General features: G+C 45.3%; 16 protein-coding genes. 9 read left to right on the top strand and 7 right to left on the bottom strand.

The genetic code is table 11. From position 1 onward, the window contains the following. Window positions 1-387 precede the first annotated feature (387 nt). The 4 genes from FKN05_RS16580 to arsB all read left to right on the top strand — a co-directional run bounded on the left by FKN05_RS16580 (window position 388) and on the right by arsB (window position 4,137). Window positions 388-630, top strand: a complete 243-nt coding sequence (locus tag FKN05_RS16580; protein ID WP_249339267.1) for a hypothetical protein — start codon at window positions 388-390, stop codon at window positions 628-630. 223 nt (window positions 631-853) lie between these two features. Further along, entirely contained in the window at window positions 854-1,240 is a 387-nt protein-coding gene (gene arsD / locus FKN05_RS04445) for an arsenite efflux transporter metallochaperone ArsD (protein WP_040904225.1), read from the top strand. Window positions 1,241-1,249: 9 nt separating this feature from the next. Further along, window positions 1,250-3,010 (top strand): arsenical pump-driving ATPase, encoded by a 1,761-nt coding sequence (gene arsA / locus FKN05_RS04440; protein ID WP_170886976.1) that lies wholly within the window; start codon window positions 1,250-1,252, stop codon window positions 3,008-3,010. 110 nt (window positions 3,011-3,120) lie between these two features. After that, a complete protein-coding gene (gene arsB, locus FKN05_RS04435) occupies window positions 3,121-4,137 on the top strand; it encodes an ACR3 family arsenite efflux transporter (RefSeq protein WP_158138589.1) in 1,017 nt (338 codons plus the stop codon). A 346-nt stretch (window positions 4,138-4,483) separates the two neighbouring features. Here the strand turns inward: arsB and phoU are convergent, their stop codons facing one another. The 5 genes from phoU to FKN05_RS04410 all read right to left on the bottom strand — a co-directional run bounded on the left by phoU (window position 4,484) and on the right by FKN05_RS04410 (window position 9,959). Beyond that, the gene (gene phoU / locus FKN05_RS04430; protein WP_170886975.1) at window positions 4,484-5,227 is read right to left on the bottom strand and encodes a phosphate signaling complex protein PhoU; all 744 of its coding nucleotides are present in this window, start codon (window positions 5,225-5,227) and stop codon (window positions 4,484-4,486) included. Between the two features lie 22 nt (window positions 5,228-5,249). Beyond that, window positions 5,250-6,056, bottom strand: a complete 807-nt coding sequence (gene pstB / locus FKN05_RS04425; RefSeq protein WP_212752248.1) for a phosphate ABC transporter ATP-binding protein PstB — start codon at window positions 6,054-6,056, stop codon at window positions 5,250-5,252. 38 nt (window positions 6,057-6,094) lie between these two features. Further along, a complete protein-coding gene (gene pstA, locus FKN05_RS04420; RefSeq protein WP_249339266.1) occupies window positions 6,095-7,489 on the bottom strand; it encodes a phosphate ABC transporter permease PstA in 1,395 nt (464 codons plus the stop codon). Continuing rightward, the gene (gene pstC, locus FKN05_RS04415) at window positions 7,482-8,867 is read right to left on the bottom strand and encodes a phosphate ABC transporter permease subunit PstC (RefSeq protein WP_161427644.1); all 1,386 of its coding nucleotides are present in this window, start codon (window positions 8,865-8,867) and stop codon (window positions 7,482-7,484) included. The genes pstA and pstC overlap by 8 nt, the downstream gene beginning before the upstream one ends. A 69-nt stretch (window positions 8,868-8,936) precedes the next feature. Then, a complete protein-coding gene (locus FKN05_RS04410; protein ID WP_170886973.1) occupies window positions 8,937-9,959 on the bottom strand; it encodes a substrate-binding domain-containing protein in 1,023 nt (340 codons plus the stop codon). Window positions 9,960-10,321: 362 nt separating this feature from the next. On the opposite strand from FKN05_RS04410, the gene FKN05_RS04405 reads away from it, so the two are divergent. The 5 genes from FKN05_RS04405 (at window position 10,322) to FKN05_RS04385 (ending at window position 15,021) form a co-directional block, all read left to right on the top strand. Then, entirely contained in the window at window positions 10,322-10,663 is a 342-nt protein-coding gene (locus FKN05_RS04405; protein ID WP_099612266.1) for a metalloregulator ArsR/SmtB family transcription factor, read from the top strand. 26 nt (window positions 10,664-10,689) lie between these two features. Beyond that, window positions 10,690-11,691, top strand: a complete 1,002-nt coding sequence (locus FKN05_RS04400) for an ArsJ-associated glyceraldehyde-3-phosphate dehydrogenase (RefSeq protein WP_170886972.1) — start codon at window positions 10,690-10,692, stop codon at window positions 11,689-11,691. Between the two features lie 11 nt (window positions 11,692-11,702). After that, complete coding sequence (locus FKN05_RS04395) at window positions 11,703-12,197, top strand: cyclin-dependent kinase inhibitor 3 family protein (RefSeq protein WP_170887238.1); 495 nt, start codon at window positions 11,703-11,705, stop codon at window positions 12,195-12,197. 50 nt (window positions 12,198-12,247) lie between these two features. After that, window positions 12,248-13,459 (top strand): organoarsenical effux MFS transporter ArsJ, encoded by a 1,212-nt coding sequence (gene arsJ, locus FKN05_RS04390; protein WP_170886971.1) that lies wholly within the window; start codon window positions 12,248-12,250, stop codon window positions 13,457-13,459. 113 nt (window positions 13,460-13,572) lie between these two features. Beyond that, complete coding sequence (locus FKN05_RS04385; protein WP_170886970.1) at window positions 13,573-15,021, top strand: NAD-dependent succinate-semialdehyde dehydrogenase; 1,449 nt, start codon at window positions 13,573-13,575, stop codon at window positions 15,019-15,021. A gap of 9 nt (window positions 15,022-15,030) precedes the next feature. Here FKN05_RS04385 and FKN05_RS04380 read toward each other — a convergent pair whose 3' ends face one another. Together FKN05_RS04380 and FKN05_RS04375 are read right to left on the bottom strand one after the other, a co-directional pair. After that, entirely contained in the window at window positions 15,031-15,306 is a 276-nt protein-coding gene (locus tag FKN05_RS04380) for a DUF1496 domain-containing protein (protein WP_099612270.1), read from the bottom strand. A gap of 21 nt (window positions 15,307-15,327) precedes the next feature. Continuing rightward, window positions 15,328-16,221, bottom strand: a complete 894-nt coding sequence (locus FKN05_RS04375; RefSeq protein ID WP_170886969.1) for a pyridoxal-phosphate dependent enzyme — start codon at window positions 16,219-16,221, stop codon at window positions 15,328-15,330. Window positions 16,222-16,379 lie beyond the last annotated feature (158 nt).

The raw sequence follows: 16,379 nt of genomic DNA, 5'->3' as shown, positions 1-16,379 counted from the left end.
ACTATTCACCCACAAGCTTTTGATAAGGTATTAACGTGAGCCAGTTAACTTGATCGCACAGTCCATTTGATTGATCGTTTTCAAGTGACATGATTGAGACATGAATATAAAGCATTACCTCCACCGTCTGATTTCGACTCGCCTGAAGAGGCGAAAGATATCATCCATTTTCTATGGCATAAATTGGCAGAAAACTCGCTTTACTCGCGCACAGCGTCTTCAGGTGTCACTATTGGTATGTCGATAATAAAATAGAGATATCGCCGACTTAGACGGTTAAGGAAAAGCTGGATTCATTGGCTCAAATTAGGCCGTTATTAATGTTCGGAGCGAGATCGAGGTCGGTGCCGAAATCTTATCTGCGATAAGGCAATAATATGGCGCTTTATGGATGACTCCAAATGTCCGCTAACGAACAACGCAGTGAAACGAGTTCTTCGTAATTACATATTGATGAGAAAGTGCTGTTACGTAACCCGTTCATATCGAGGAGACTTGTTCCGTGAACGGATGTTCTCACTAATCGAGACAGCTAAACTTCAACAGCTCTTTGCTTATAACTGGCTGCGTGAAATCGTCGAGTATCATATGCTCAAAATGGATTATCAGACGTCAGCGTTTTTAGCATAACCCGACGTTAATAGCTCGCGGGTGAATAGTTACTATCGATATTTCTCAAAAATTTCACTTTGCTAGCTTGATTACGACTTCAACATCTTATGCTTGACGAGCGTAAAATAAGATATATGATTTACCATATATCTGAAAAATCGAATGTGATGGTGCTCTCTTCAGAGTGAAGTTACGCCACTCATGATTCGGATCGTTTGTTGCTAATAAGGTGAATCTATCGATGAAAATTAATCGCTTAACGGCCAAAAAGAACAGCTTACATATTTATGATCCCGCTCTGTGTTGCAGTAGCGGAGTGTGTGGCGTTGATGCTGATCAAGTGTTAATCCAGTTTTCAGCTGATCTGGATTGGTTAAAACAACAAGATGTAACGATAAAACGTTTTAATTTGGCTCATGATCCGATGGCATTTGCTACCCAGCCACAAATCAAAACCTTACTTGAGCAACAAGGGGTTGAGCATTTACCCGCATTTATCCTTGATGAGCAATTAGTGCTATCAGGACGGTATCCGACCCGAGACGAGCTAGCACAATGGTTTGACTTAGTGATGCTCACCAGTCAAAGCGACTCAAGTAAAGGTTGTCAATCACCCGGCTGTTGTTAGGAGAAAGCGATGAAATTTCTAAATAATTTACCCCCTTATCTGTTTTTTACCGGTAAAGGTGGGGTCGGCAAAACATCAATTTCTTGTGCCACTGCGCTGCATTTAGTTGAGCAAGGTAAGCGGGTGTTGTTAGTGAGTACCGATCCCGCTTCTAATGTGGCTCAAGTCTTTAATCAAGTGATTGGTAATCAAATCACCGCGATCACACAAATTGAACACTTATCTGCCATTGAAATAGATCCACAGCAAGCGGCTGAGCAATATCGTCAGCGCATTGTCGGACCATTGCAAGGCCTATTGCCTAGTGATGCATTGCGCAGTATTGAAGAGCAGCTATCTGGGGCTTGTACAACAGAAATCGCCGCTTTTGATGAATTTACCGACTTGCTGACCAATCCAGAGCTTGCGGAACGTTTTGATCACATTGTGTTTGATACCGCGCCGACAGGTCATACGATCCGTTTGCTGCAATTGCCCGGCGCGTGGAGCAGTTTTATTGAAGCTAATCCCGAGGGTGCCTCCTGTTTGGGACCGATGGCGGGGTTAGAAAAACAGCGTGAGCAATATGCTCATGCGGTGAGTATGCTTGCTGATGCCAAGCAAACGCGCTTAATTTTAGTCGCCAGAGCGCAGCGCAGTGCATTACAAGAGGTTGCGCGTACCTACCAAGAGCTGTATTCGCTGGGTATTCAGCAGCAGTGTTTAGTGGTCAATGGGCTAATGCCGGAGTCCGCCGCGCGTCAGGATCCTCTGGCGGCATCCATCAGACAACGAGAGCAAGCGGCACTACACGCATTGCCTGAGATTTTACAAGGTTTGAGCACAGATACCATTGATCTTAAAGCGGATAATATGGTCGGTATTAAGGCATTAGCTTCCCTGTTACAAACGGAGTCTATTCTGGAGACGATGCCCACTCAAATCAGCCAAATCAAGCTTGAGTCGCCAACTTTGGCCAATATGATTGATGATATTGCCGAGGACAAACATGGTTTAATTATGCTGATGGGGAAAGGCGGAGTGGGTAAAACCACCTTAGCCGCGTCGATTGCGGTTGGGCTAGCCAATAAAGGTTTCGATGTGCATCTCACTACCTCGGATCCGGCCGCTCACTTACAAGCGACTCTACAAGGTGAGTTACCTAATCTACAAGTCAGTCGCATTGACCCACAAGAAGAGACAGAACGTTATCGTCAGCATGTCTTAGCGACCAAAGGTAAAAACCTATCAGCCGCAGAAAAAGCCTTATTAGAAGAAGATCTCCGTTCTCCTTGTACGGAAGAAATTGCCACATTTCAGGCTTTTTCTCGAGCGATTCGCGATTCCGCGCAGCGCTTTGTCGTGATGGATACCGCCCCGACGGGACATACGTTATTGCTTCTCGATGCGACTGGTGCGTATCATAAAGAAATTGCCAAAAAGATGGGTGATAATCAGCGTTTCACCACCCCGTTAATGCAGTTGCAAGATCCCACAAGAACCAAGGTATTGATTGCGACCTTGGCTGAAACCACCCCGGTTTTAGAAGCTAAACATTTACAAGATGATTTAGCTCGAGCCGGTATTCATCCTTGGGGATGGATAGTCAATAATGCGTTGTCGGTCGCGACCATTCAGTCTCCACTGCTTCAGCAACGTGCGCAACAAGAGTACCAGCAAATAAAACAGGTTAAGGCTTACGCCCAACGTATTGCCTTAGTGCCGATGCTGGTCAATGAACCCGTCGGTATTGAAGCGTTGAGTCAAATGGCGCACTCTGCTCACCAGTGAGAATCAATACGTATTCGGCATCATCTCAATAATGGTTAAGCCAATCATCGATGATGCGTTATTTTTATCTATTGAAATTTTATGAATCGAAAACGTCTAGGAGAGAAAATATGGGATTATTTGAGCGCTACTTATCCGTTTGGGTAGGGCTGGCGATCATTGCTGGTATTACACTTGGCTCAATAGCGCCGGATGTCTTTGCGATATTTGCTCGCTTTGAATATGCGCAGGTGAATATTGTTATCGCGGTGCTGATTTGGTTAATGATTTACCCAATGATGGTGCAAATTGATTTTTCTTCCATTAAAGATGTCGGCAAAAAGCCCAAAGGTCTGGTACTGACTTTGGTGATCAACTGGCTGATTAAACCGTTCACCATGGCATTTTTAGGTTGGTTGTTCTTTAAGGTATTTTTTGCGAACTGGGTCGATCCACAAACCGCCAATGAATACATTGCTGGGATGATTTTACTGGGTGTTGCACCCTGTACGGCAATGGTGTTTGTCTGGAGTCAATTAACCAAAGGCGATGCAAACTATACCTTAGTTCAGGTGTCGGTAAACAATGTGATCATGATCTTCGCTTTTGCGCCTATTGCAGGGCTTTTGCTGGGGATGACCGATATCACCGTCCCTTGGGATACGTTATTACTCTCGGTGGTACTCTATGTATTGATCCCATTATTGGCTGGGATTTATACGCGGAAAAAACTCGATAAAGGCAATGACCATTCCCGATTAAACGCTTTTACCGCAAAAATGAAACCTTGGTCGATAATTGGTTTGTTGGCAACCGTGGTGTTGTTGTTTGGTTTTCAAGCCGAGACCATTCTCTCTAAGCCTTTGGCGATTGTGTTAATTGCCATTCCGCTGTTGATTCAAACCTATGGCATTTTTGCGTTGGCTTACTTCGCTGCTAAGAAAATCGATTTACCGCATAATATTGCCGCGCCAGCATGCATGATCGGTACTTCTAATTTTTTTGAACTCGCGGTGGCGGTGGCGATTGCTCTGTTTGGGTTACATTCTGGTGCCGCGTTGGCAACGGTGGTTGGCGTGCTAGTGGAAGTACCCGTGATGCTAAGTTTAGTCTGGTTTGCTAATCGCACGCGTCATTGGTTTAATTAATCACCCAATCGATTGGTCGCTGCCGAATAGGGCAGCGTTATGGATTATTCCTTCAATAAAAAACAGCCATCTCGGTATAGAAATGGCTGTTTTTCTCAGAGCTCTCAACCTCGATTCGATATCCCCTTCCTACTTGAAGCTGCTAAGGTGTTGGCTACGTTCTTCACCTCAATCACATCGTTTGCCTATGCTCATGGGGATGATGAGAGCCATCCGTGGCTCTCACCAAAAGCCAGCCTACGGCTGTTCAAATTTGTTCCAGACAAATTTGTCACTCACTTGCCGCCTACTTGCAACTTCAAGTCGTTTAGGTATAGAGATTGAGTGCGTTTGTCGAGACAGAGAACTAATACTTTTTGGCTAATAACTCAGCAATTTCTTGATCTTTTTTATGTCGAACATCCAGCCCTTTGACGAAATAAATGGTATATTCGCAGATATTACGAGCATGATCGCCGATACGTTCTACCGCACGACCAATCCAAGTAATTTCTAAGATAGTCTGGTAATGTGTTCCCTGAACCAGCATATCTTTACCATTTTGCCGTAAAATTTCCCCATAGCTGTTGTCGATGTGATTGTCCAATATTGCAGCTTGTAATGCTTCTTCCGCATCCATATTATGAAAGGCATCCATCGATTTTTGTAGCATATCTATTACGTGCGCATTGATCTGCTCAAACGCATCTTCTTGCATTTCAATGCCATCAAAGTAATTTTTTTTACCCGGATGATGTTCTTTTAAACGTAATACCGCATGAGCAATGCGTTTAGATTGATCGCCGATGCGTTCAAGATCCATGATTGCTTTCATAATTGAAAACACGGCACGTAAATCCCGAGCTGCTGGTTGCCGTTTGACTAAAATATCGATACATTGTTGGTCAATCGCCAGTTCAAGTAAGTTGATATTATGATCGTTTTCAATGACTTGCTTTGCAAGGGCGGCATCACCGGTCATAAATGCACTTAAAGCATGGCGAACTTGGGTAATCACCAAATCGCCCATATTAACAACCCCATCAACAATAGAACGCAGTTCACTGTTGTAGCTGTGTGAGGTGTGCCCATCGATACGATGAGTTGGCATAAATTTCTCCTAAAATCGTCAATTAACCGAAGCGACCGGTAATATAATCTTCTGTGCGACTATCACGTGGGTTGGTGAAAAGTTCGCGGGTGTCATTGAGTTCTACCAGGTTACCCATATGGAAAAATGCGGTTTTATCTGAAACTCGTGCAGCTTGCTGCATATTGTGCGTGACCATGGCAATGGTATAGCTACCTTTGAGTTCATCAATTAAGTCTTCAATAATCGAGGTCGCGATGGGATCCAATGCGGAGCAAGGCTCATCCATCAGAATGACTTCTGGATTGACGGCGATGGCTCGTGCAATACACAAACGCTGCTGTTGTCCGCCAGATAATCCGGTACCCGGCGCGGATAAACGGTCTTTTACTTCGTTCCACAACCCTGCGCGACGCAAACTGTTTTCAACAATTTCATCCAAATCGTTTTTATTATCCACCAGACCATGTAATCGTGGGCCATAGGCGATATTTTCATAAATTGATTTAGGAAACGGGTTAGGTTTTTGAAATACCATTCCGACTTGAGCTCGTAGCTGAACGACATCTAAGCTTGGATGATAAATATCTTGTCCATCAAGCGTGACAGCGCCTTCCACACGTGCGGTATCAATGGTGTCATTCATTCGATTTAAGCAACGCAAAAAGGTGGATTTACCACAGCCAGAGGGGCCGATAAAAGCGACCACTTCATTTTCAACGATGTCCATATTGATGCCATGCAAAGCTTCGGTTTCACCATAAAACACTTTGACATCACGAGCTGCCATTTTGGGTTTTTTGACCACATTGACTTTAGATGGATGACGAACTACTTTGGGGTCAACCATGGACTGTTTTTTCATTACTGCTTCACTTATCATATTGATTACCATCGTGTTTCAAAGCGTCGACGTAACCAAATCGCCAACGCATTTAGGCTGATCATCAGTGCCAACAAGACAATGATGACGGCGGAGGTTCTTGCTTCAAAAAAGTTACGTAATTCATTGCCTTGCCAGAGGAAAATTTGTACGGGTAAGGCGGTCGATTGATCCATCGGTGTTCCCGGTATACTGGCAACAAAGGAATTCATACCGATGAGAAGGAGAGGGGCGGTTTCTCCTAATGCTTGAGCGATACCTAAAATAGCCCCCGTTAATATACCGGGTAGGGCAAGAGGCAATACGTGGTGGAACACGGCTTGTGTTTTAGATGCCCCAATACCTAATGCCGCTTGACGAATTGACGGGGGAATCGCTTTGAGCGTAGAGCGAGTGGCAATAATGACCGTAGGTAAGGTCATTAGTGTTAACACCAGCCCACCAACCAACGGGGCAGATAACGGCAGTTTAAACCACAAAATAAACACCGAAGCGCCAAGTAAACCAAACACAATTGAAGGGACGGCGGCGAGGTTATTGATATTGACTTCAATGAGGTCGGTGAGTTTATTTTTAGGCGCAAATTCTTCAAGATAAATGGCAGATGCAACGCCAATCGGCACAGCTAGCACCATGACAATTAGCATCATAAAGACAGAGCCCATAAAGGCACCTGCAAGCCCCGCAGAGGCCAGAGAACTGCGTGAGTCGACATTCATGAACAGGGCTGTGCTGAATTTATTTTCAATCACACCACGCTCAGCCAGCTCATCGGCCCAAGCACGGGTTCTTGAGCTAAGTTGCTGACGAGAGTCCGGTAAATTGCGGTCGATATTTCCTTTTAACCAGACATCGACATTGGCGTCAGCGAGAAGATTAAGGCGTACCGTTTGACCGATCAGGCTTGGATCATTGGTGACCATATCGCGTAGCGCAAAACGTTCACCGCTAGTGATTAAACGCAGAGCATCACGCTGATAACGGGTCGCTTCCGGAATTTCGCTGGCTAAACTGTTGATAATAATACGGTTGAAATTGACCATGGCAAGACTTGTTTGCCAAGCTAACATACGTTGCTGAAATTCAGCTACCGACTCTTCATTGTGTTGAACTGGTTTAGGGTCTATACGGATAACCTCAGGGTCAAAGTAGACCTCTAAGCTGATAGTGGCCTGCCAAAAAGCCGGTACGCCTTTGGAAAGAATAGAGACAAATAAGATCAACACGAAACTGAGTGCTAAACCTACCGCGCCGATACCAAACATTTTAAAGCGACGTTCACTCGCGTGACGCTTCTTAAGTGATTGCGCTATCCGATGTTTGGTTTGCTCCCGTTGACGTGTGGTATCTGCAGGAGTTGTGGTTAAATTTTGCATGATACTGTCCATGACATTACTCATATTGTTCTCGATATTTACGTACAATCATCAAGGCAATGACGTTAAGGAATAGGGTTATCACAAACAGAGTTAACCCTAATGCAAAGGCGACTAATGATTGAGGGCTGGCAAAGTCTGTGTCACCGGTTAATTGATTGACGATAGTGACCGTCATGGTGGAGACCGCTTCAAAAGGATTTCCGGTGAGGACCGGACTATTGCCTGCGGCTAAAACCACAATCATGGTTTCACCAATGGCTCGACTGGCAGCAAGTAAAACTGCGCCAGTTATTCCAGGCAATGCTGCAGGTAAGACAACTTTTCGGATGGTTTCTGATTTAGTTGCGCCCAAGCCGAGCGAACCATCACGCAGCGCTTTAGGCACTTGAGTTAAAATATCATCTGATAATGATGAGATAAATGGGATGACCATTAACCCCATGACTATCCCTGCCGTGAGTGCAGAAGTGGCACGAATATCAATATGGAGAAGATGACCTAATTCGGTTAAAAATGGGCCGACGGTGATTAAGGCAAAAAAGCCGTATACGATGGTTGGGATGCCCGCTAAAATCTCAATGATTGGTTTTGCAATCGAACGGACTCGATTTGGCGCGTATTCAGCTAAATAGATCGCACACATCAACCCGATAGGGATTGCGACCGCAAGTGCGATACAAGCGATCAGGAAGGTGCCAGCCAGTAGAGGCAGCATGCCAAAACCCGTCTGTCCGCTAGTCCCGACGGTTGAGAAGCGCGGGTTCCAGGTCGTACCGAAGAAAAAATCCATCGGATTAACAAAACTAAAGAAGCGGAAGGCTTCACCCACCATAGAAAGAACAATGCCGATGGTGGTTAAGATAGCGACAGCAGAGCAAAGAATCAGTAAGATGTGCAATGCGTTTTCAACCTGATTGCGAGCGCGTAAATCGGCTCGAATCCGGCGAGTACTAAAGACTAATCCTGTTGCGGCCAGTGTTGCCATTAAACCACTGAGTAATACATGGCTGCGGAACTGGAGGTGTTGCAGGTAGTCAGCCGCCGCAATTTCATAACGGGCAAAATCATCGGCGACCGCAAAACCGCTCACGAGATTATTCAGTCGGTTCATTAACACTCGTGCATGATCAGCTGTGGTGGGTTGAAACTCTGCAGGTAGATGATCGAGAACAAAATATTGGATCAGGCTCGGCGAAAAAATTGACCAAAGCACAAATACGATAAACGCAGGCACAATTGCCCACAAGAGAGTGAGCATACCGTGGTAAACCGGCCGGGAGTGTAGACGTTGTACTTGTCCCGTATTGGTCGATGCCACTTTTTTACTGCGGGTTAGCCCAAGCTGATATGCTAAAGCCATCACCGCGAGTAGTACAACCATTAGCATCATATTACTCATTACTGTCCTTACCTTATTAAAACAGCAACAAGAGGCTGAACCTTCAACCTCTTGCCACTTTATTGGGTATTAAAGTGTTTTACGGTTACGAATATTGTTTGCAACTTGAGCGCGTTCTTTATCATCCATTGGAATCAATCCAGCGGCTTCTAATGGGCTACCCAGGCCACCCATTTGCTCGCTGACAAAAAATTGTGCGTATTCAAGTAACCCTGGGACAACCCCAACGTGGGCATTTTTAATGTAGAAGAACAGTGGCCGAGAAACTGGGTACTCACCCGTTCCAATGGTTTCTAAGCTTGGCGTGACACCATTAACGGTAGCCACTTTGAGGCGGTCACGGTTTTGGTCATAAAAACTCAACCCAAAGACGCCAATAGCATTACGTTGTGCATCTAAACGAGCCAAGGTTTCTGTGTAGTCACCAGCAACTTCGACTACGCGTCCATCGGTGCGGATTGCATTACAGAAGTTTGTTTTGGCTTTTTTATCCAGAGCTTTCACTTCTGCAAAAGTTTCACAACCAGGATGAACCACTTTTTCTTCGTATACTTCACGAGTGCCGTGATTAGAACCAGGAATGACAAGTAAAATTTCTTGATCAGGCAGTGACGAATCAATTTGTTTCCAATTGGTGTATGGGTTGGCGACCATTTTGCCATTTTGAGGGATTTGAGCCGCACCTGCTTTAAACACATGTTCAGGTTTGAGAGCAAAGCTGCCGCTGTCTGTGCGAGAGGCAAAAACGATACCATCGTAGCCCACTTTGACTTCAATTACTTCGGTGACACCGTTAGCACGGCAGCTTTCTAGTTCACTGCTTTTAATCGCACGAGAGGCGTTAGCGATATCGATGGTGTTGACCCCGACACCTTGGCAAAATTGACGTAAACCACCACTTGAGCCACCCGAGCCGACTACCGGTGTATTAAACTGGGCGAATGTTTGACCAAATTCTTCTGCGACAATCGATGAAAACGGTAACACAGTGGAAGAGCCAGCAATTTGGATAGTTTCACGGGCCATTGCAGGTGCTGAGATAGCCGTGGCGATGGTTGAGGCAAGCAATAGCGCGTTGCGTCCAAACTTCATAATATTTCCCTCGTTAATTTCAGATCGTAAACCGCTGTGGCTGATTCGCCTTCCGTAAGCGGCTTTGTGTGGTTTAACTGAGTTGAATTTTGGGCGGCTTGTGTGACAGTAAAATGGATTTTATATGACAATCATGTGACAGAGCGGAAAATAAAAAAGGGAATGAAAGAAACAGAACCGGAGCAAGGAACGTTATCAGGAACCTTATTATAGTGCTATGACTTTATCATGACAGTATCATTTTGATATCTCTTACACCGTTGTCTTTCTTAGGATGAAATTTTTATGACAATCGTCGAGCTTGTCTTGACGTGTGACGTTTCAACTATAATATATGCGTATATTCATATAAGGTAATAACTATGCTTCCTCATCAATTTTTTAAATTACTGGCTGATGAAACCCGAGTGCGCTGTTTATTGATGATCGCCCGTGAACAGCCGCTTTGTGTTGCTGAGCTGACCGAGGCTTTACAAGAGAGTCAGCCAAAAATTTCGCGCCATTTGGCTTTATTGCGTTCAAGTGGTGTGGTGGTGGATGTACGCCAAGGGCAGTGGGTTTTTTATCGTTTATCTGAACATCTTCCAGGTTGGATGAGAAAACAGATCCAAGGGTTGGTGGATTCCAACTGCTTAAAAGAAGAATACCAGCAAGACATGGTTCGCTTAGCGGCGATGAAGTTACGCCCACAGTGCTGTGTCTAACCATACGCTTTTAAAAAGGAAAGATTATGTCGATTAAAGTAGGAATCAATGGTTTTGGCCGTATCGGTCGGTTAGCTTTACGTGCAGCGTATGATTGGGCGGACATGGAATTTGTGCAGATCAATGACGTCGCGGGTGATGCTGCTACGTTGGCGCATTTACTTGAGTTTGATTCGGTACAGGGGCGTTGGCATCATGAAGTTCGAGCAGAGGGTAAGACTCTGATCATTGATGGCAAATTGATTCACACCACGCAGCAACAAGCGATTGATGCAGTGGATTGGTCTGGGTGTGATGTGGTGATTGAGGCCACGGGAGTGCATCGTAAAAGTGAATATTTAAATCAATATCTTGCACAGGGAGTGAAGCGGGTTGTTGTGTCTGCACCCGTTAAAGAAGCGGGCATTGCCAATATTGTGGTAGGCGTCAATGACCAAAGCTTTAACCCCGAAGAACATCGCATCGTGACGGCCGCTTCTTGTACCACCAACTGCATTGCTCCGATTGTTAAAGTGATTCATGAAAAACTCGGCATTGAACACGCTTCTTTTACCACGATTCACGATTTAACCAATACTCAAACCATTTTGGATGCTCCGCATAAAGATCTTCGTCGCGCTCGTGCTTGCGGGATGAGCTTGATTCCAACGACAACCGGTTCGGCAACAGCAATCGTCGAAATTTTCCCTGATTTGGCAGGGAGAATTAACGGTCATGCGGTGCGAGTCCCGCTAGCGAACGCGTCTTTAACCGACATTATTTTTGATGTAAAACGTGATACTAGCGCAGAAGAGGTCAATGCTCTGTTAAAAGAAGCGTCAGACAATGAGCTGAAGGGCATTCTTGGCTTTGAAACACGGCCACTGGTTTCGATTGATTATAAAGGGGATCCGCGTTCAACCATCGTTGATGCACTTTCAACCATGGTGGTCGGTAAACGGATGGTGAAAATCTATGCTTGGTACGATAACGAAATGGGCTATGCCACTCGTACGGCTGAGTTAGTCCGTAAAGTGGCTTTAGCATAAGGAAGCAAATGATGACACATCCAATATGGGAATTGCCGTTAGACAACGGAGCCGGGTTGATTTTAACGCCTTGCCCCGGTACGAAAGGCACCCCGTTAGCCGACAGTATTATGCAGCTAAAAGCGGTAGGTGTAACCACGGTGGTGACGGCCATTAATGAGCAGGAGATGGAGCAACAGGGGGTGAGTGAATTAGCGCAACGAGTACAAGAGGCTCACATGGACTGGTTTCACGCCCCGATTGAAGATGATTGTGCGCCTGATGTTGTATTTGCTCATCAGTGGGCACAAATCAGCCCGGCTTTACATCGTGCGATAGAGAATGGTGAAAAAGTCGCTTTACACTGTCTTGGTGGTTCGGGGCGCACCGGATTATTAGCGGCGCACTTATTGCTGGAAAAAGGCTGGCCGCTGGCGCGTATTATCCCCCAAGTTCAGGCGTTGCGCCCGGGAGCATTTACTAAAGCAGTGCAAGTTAATTATATCGAACGGATTGCCAAAAAATAACCCTTTAATAAGAGTGGCGTGAGCCACTCTTTTGTCAGCGAGAATTCACCATGTTGTCTCAATTTAATTCTTCAATACGTCAGTATATGTTGGTGACTTTTAACTACTGGAACTTCACGATTACTGATGGTGCACTGCGGATGTTGGTCGTGTTGTACTTTTACGATTTGGGTTATTCAACCTTCGCCATTGCCTCTCTCTTTTTGTTTTATGAGTTTTTTGGTGTGGTGACAAATTTGATTGGAGGTTGGCTTGGGGCACGCTTAGGGTTGAATCGTACGATGAATATCGGCCTTGGTATGCAGATTATGGCTCTTTTAATGTTAGCGGTTCCACCCGTGTGGTTAACGGTTCCTTGGGTGATGGCGGCACAGGCATTGTCTGGTATTGCAAAAGATCTCAATAAAATGAGTGCCAAAAGCGCCATTAAAACGTTAGTGCCGAATAATGCACAAGGGGCGTTATATCAATGGATTGCTATTTTAACCGGTTCAAAAAATGCGTTAAAAGGGGCTGGTTTTTTCTTAGGCGGAGCGTTGTTAACTAGTATTGGCTTTCAATATGCGGTCTTGGCGATGGCTTTGGTTCTGAGCGCCGTTTTTGTTGGTAGCTTATTGATGCTGCAAGCTGAGATGGGGAAAGCGAAAACCAAACCTAAGTTTTCTGAAATTTTTTCTAAATCCGCCAGTGTGAATATTCTCTCCGCCGCTCGAATGTTTTTATTTGGCGCGCGGGATGTTTGGTTTGTGATTGCCTTGCCGATTTATCTAGGTTCGGTGTTTGGCTGGGGACACAGTACCGTGGGGGGCTTTCTTGCTTTATGGGTGATTGGTTACGGTATCGTGCAAGGATTGGCACCTCGGATCACCGGGAAAGCGACCGGCCAGATACCAGACGGAAAAGCAGCTATTGGCTGGGCGGCGGTACTGGCTTTAGTGACCGGTGCGATTGCTTATAGCATTCAAATGCAATGGCAACCTGAACTGGTGATTGTTTTTGGGCTTTTGATCTTTGGTGCTATTTTTGCGGTTAACTCTTCACTGCATTCTTATTTAATTGTCAGTTACGCTAAAGGAGAGGGGGTTTCTTTGGATGTTGGGTTCTATTACATGGCGAATGCGATGGGGCGGTTAATCGGGACGATTCTTTCCGGTTGGGTATTTCAAGTCTCGGGATTTGCCGCTTGCTTATGGGTTTCCTTTGTCTTCTTACTACTTACGATATTGATCTCATTTTGGTTACCGAAAGCGAGATCTGCTTGATAAAGCTAAAAATCGGAAAAATAGCAACCCTGCCAAACAGATCCTAGCATCTTGATGATAAAGGTATATGCTAGCTGCTCATTACTCTATTTACTCATAACGGAGGAGAAGTTATGCACTTATCCGACCCCAACCTATTTCAGCAAGCATGTTTTATTGATGGACAATGGGTCGCGAGCCGCGATGGGAAAACGACCTCAATTACTAATCCTTATGATAATTCGCTACTGGGAACTGTACCAGCGTTGACCGAACCGCAAGTGGCGGAGGCAATTACTTCTGCAACACGGGCGCAGCGTCAGTGGGGCAAGCAAACCGCTGCAACTCGGGCTGCAGTTTTACGCCAATGGTTTAACTTGATTGAACAACATGCCGATGATCTCGCCCTGTTAATGACCCATGAGCAAGGTAAAGCGCTCCAAGAGGCGAAAGGAGAAATCACCTACGCGGCGAGTTTTGTCGAATGGTATGCTGAAGAGGCGAAGCGTTCGTATGGTGAGATAGTGCCAACGCACAAAGCAGATGCACGTATCTTAGTCTCTCGTGAACCGATTGGCGTGGTTGCGGCGATCACTCCGTGGAATTTTCCCGCGGCGATGGTAACACGCAAATGCGCTCCCGCTTTTGCCGCTGGATGTGCTGTTGTGTTAAAGCCTGCGCCAGAGACGCCATTTACCGCCCTAGCATTAGCGGTGTTAGCAAAACGAGCTGGATTACCTGATGGGTTATTGCAAGTGGTTACCGGTGATGCCGTCATGATTGGACAACTTTTGACCGAAAGTCCTCTTATTCGCAAGCTCTCATTTACGGGCTCAACTCGGGTTGGCAAAATTTTGATGGCACAATCGGCTTCCAATGTAAAAAAACTCTCTTTGGAGTTGGGTGGCAACGCCCCTTTTATTGTCTTTGATGATGCCAATATAAATGCTGCGGTTGAGGGAGCCATGATTGCGAAATTCCGCAATGCAGGACAAACCTGTGTGTGTGCCAACCGTATTTATGTGCATGATAGTATCTATGAGCAATTTACTGCCAAATTGGTTGATCGAGTGCGTAAACTCAAAGTCGGTGATGGATTAGTCACCGGGACTCAAATCGGACCACTAATCAATGACGCTGCGGTCAATAAAGTCCGTAGTCACATTGAGGATGCCCTTGAAAAAGGCGCTAAAGTGGCTTTTGGCACCTTACCTGAAGTGGGAAGTCGCTTATTTATTCCTCATGTTTTAACTGAAATGAGTGATGATATGCTGGTGGCTCATGAAGAAACGTTTGGGCCACTTGCTGCACTATTCCGCTTTACGAGTGAAGACGAAGTGATTGAACGGGCCAATCGTAGCCATTTTGGTTTAGCGGCCTATTGCTATACTCAATCACACGCTCGGGCGTGGCGGATGAGTGAGCAATTAGAAAGTGGCATTGTTGGCATCAATGAAGGACTCATTTCGACCACCGTAGCTCCTTTTGGGGGGGTGAAAGAATCCGGTTTAGGACGAGAAGGCGCGAAACAAGGATTAGAAGAGTACCAAGAGGTGAAATATACCTTAATGGGGGGACTGTAATATAACCTCCTAGGGTACTCGTTGTTCTGTGGGATGGGTTGGCTCATTGATGGGGTGCCATTTCAATGAGCCATTAGTTTCAAACTTATTCGCTCGCTGACAAATCAGTACCGTTTGTCCAATGGGTAAAATCGCGCCTTCAGAATAAGCCTTATCTTGATAGTAACAGACGCGTTGGAAGTTATTGTGCTCAAGTAGCACGGTTTTGGTGTCTGTTTGATTTGGTTCGGCTTGTAACGTCTGGCTTACCAGTAAGGTGATGATCAGTGATATTTTCTTTAGCACAATAAACACTCCTCTTTTATCTTAGCCCCATTGTCGCTGATAGCGAGGGAGCATACTTTCGTTCCCTAATAATCCACCTTGATGAAGGTAGATTAACGATAGATCATTATGCAGCGGTAACCAATCCATTAAGCAGCGCCACATCAAAGGATCATATAAAAGCTCAAATTCGACATGAGTTTGCTGATGTAGCTGCTGCCAAATTTGATAATCGTGGTAATAAAGACGTCCAAAATGGTGTTTTCGCTCAGGTGATAGAATCGTAGGATAATCGCTTTCTCCAAGTTGTTGCCATTGCTGCTCAAGATACGTTTGTCCACCCACACATGGACAAGTGATCACCTCAATCTCGTGCCTGCTTAACGCCTTATGTAAATAGAGCGCCGTGGTACCTGTACCGGAAGGTAATGCCACAGCCCAGCGTTGTTTGGGTTGCTGCTGAATCCATGTTAGCAATTCATGAGCTAGTTGCTTTATGCCATATTCGGCAAGCGGTGTGCGTCCACCTTCTTCAATGAATAAACACTGCTCATCGGGTTTGCGTATTTGTAGAATGTATTGATGCGGATGATTAGGAGACAAAGCCTTTGTCTCTATCACATTTGCCCCGAGTTCTAATGCGGCGCGGTAGTTACCGATAGGGTATTGCTTGAGCCAGTCAGGAATATGGTGAACATAGTATTCGAGTTGCCAACCACGAATCGCGGCTAAACCAGCTAAAGAGTAAAGCGAGTTGGCTTGCACTGAGCCATAGCTGATCAATGTGTTGATTTCTGGCTGCTCCATTTGCAACAAAGAAAGAAATTTTCGTGCTTTATTACCACAAAATTGTGGATGAAGTTGATCATCACGTTTGAGATAAAAAGCGTGGCCTTGAAAACGATGTTCTGTGATCGGGCTTTGAGTTAATTTCATTGAGCTCACTAGGTGAAATATGGAAACGGCGAAGTATACCCTTTCTTTGGTGCAAGCGATATTTAGTACGAAAAAAAGCCCAGAACAAAGTCGAACTGGGCGGATAAAATATAGGAGTTAAATAAGAAAAAGCAGCATTGTGGTTGTCAGTAAAGAAG

The sequence above is a fragment of the Vibrio sp. 1-1(7) genome (genome assembly GCF_013048485.1).
In the GTDB taxonomy this organism is placed as follows: domain Bacteria; phylum Pseudomonadota; class Gammaproteobacteria; order Enterobacterales; family Vibrionaceae; genus Vibrio; species Vibrio fujianensis.
The sequence above is the reverse complement of the archived record's forward strand: the minus strand, read 5'-3'. Positions and strand labels throughout refer to the sequence as shown.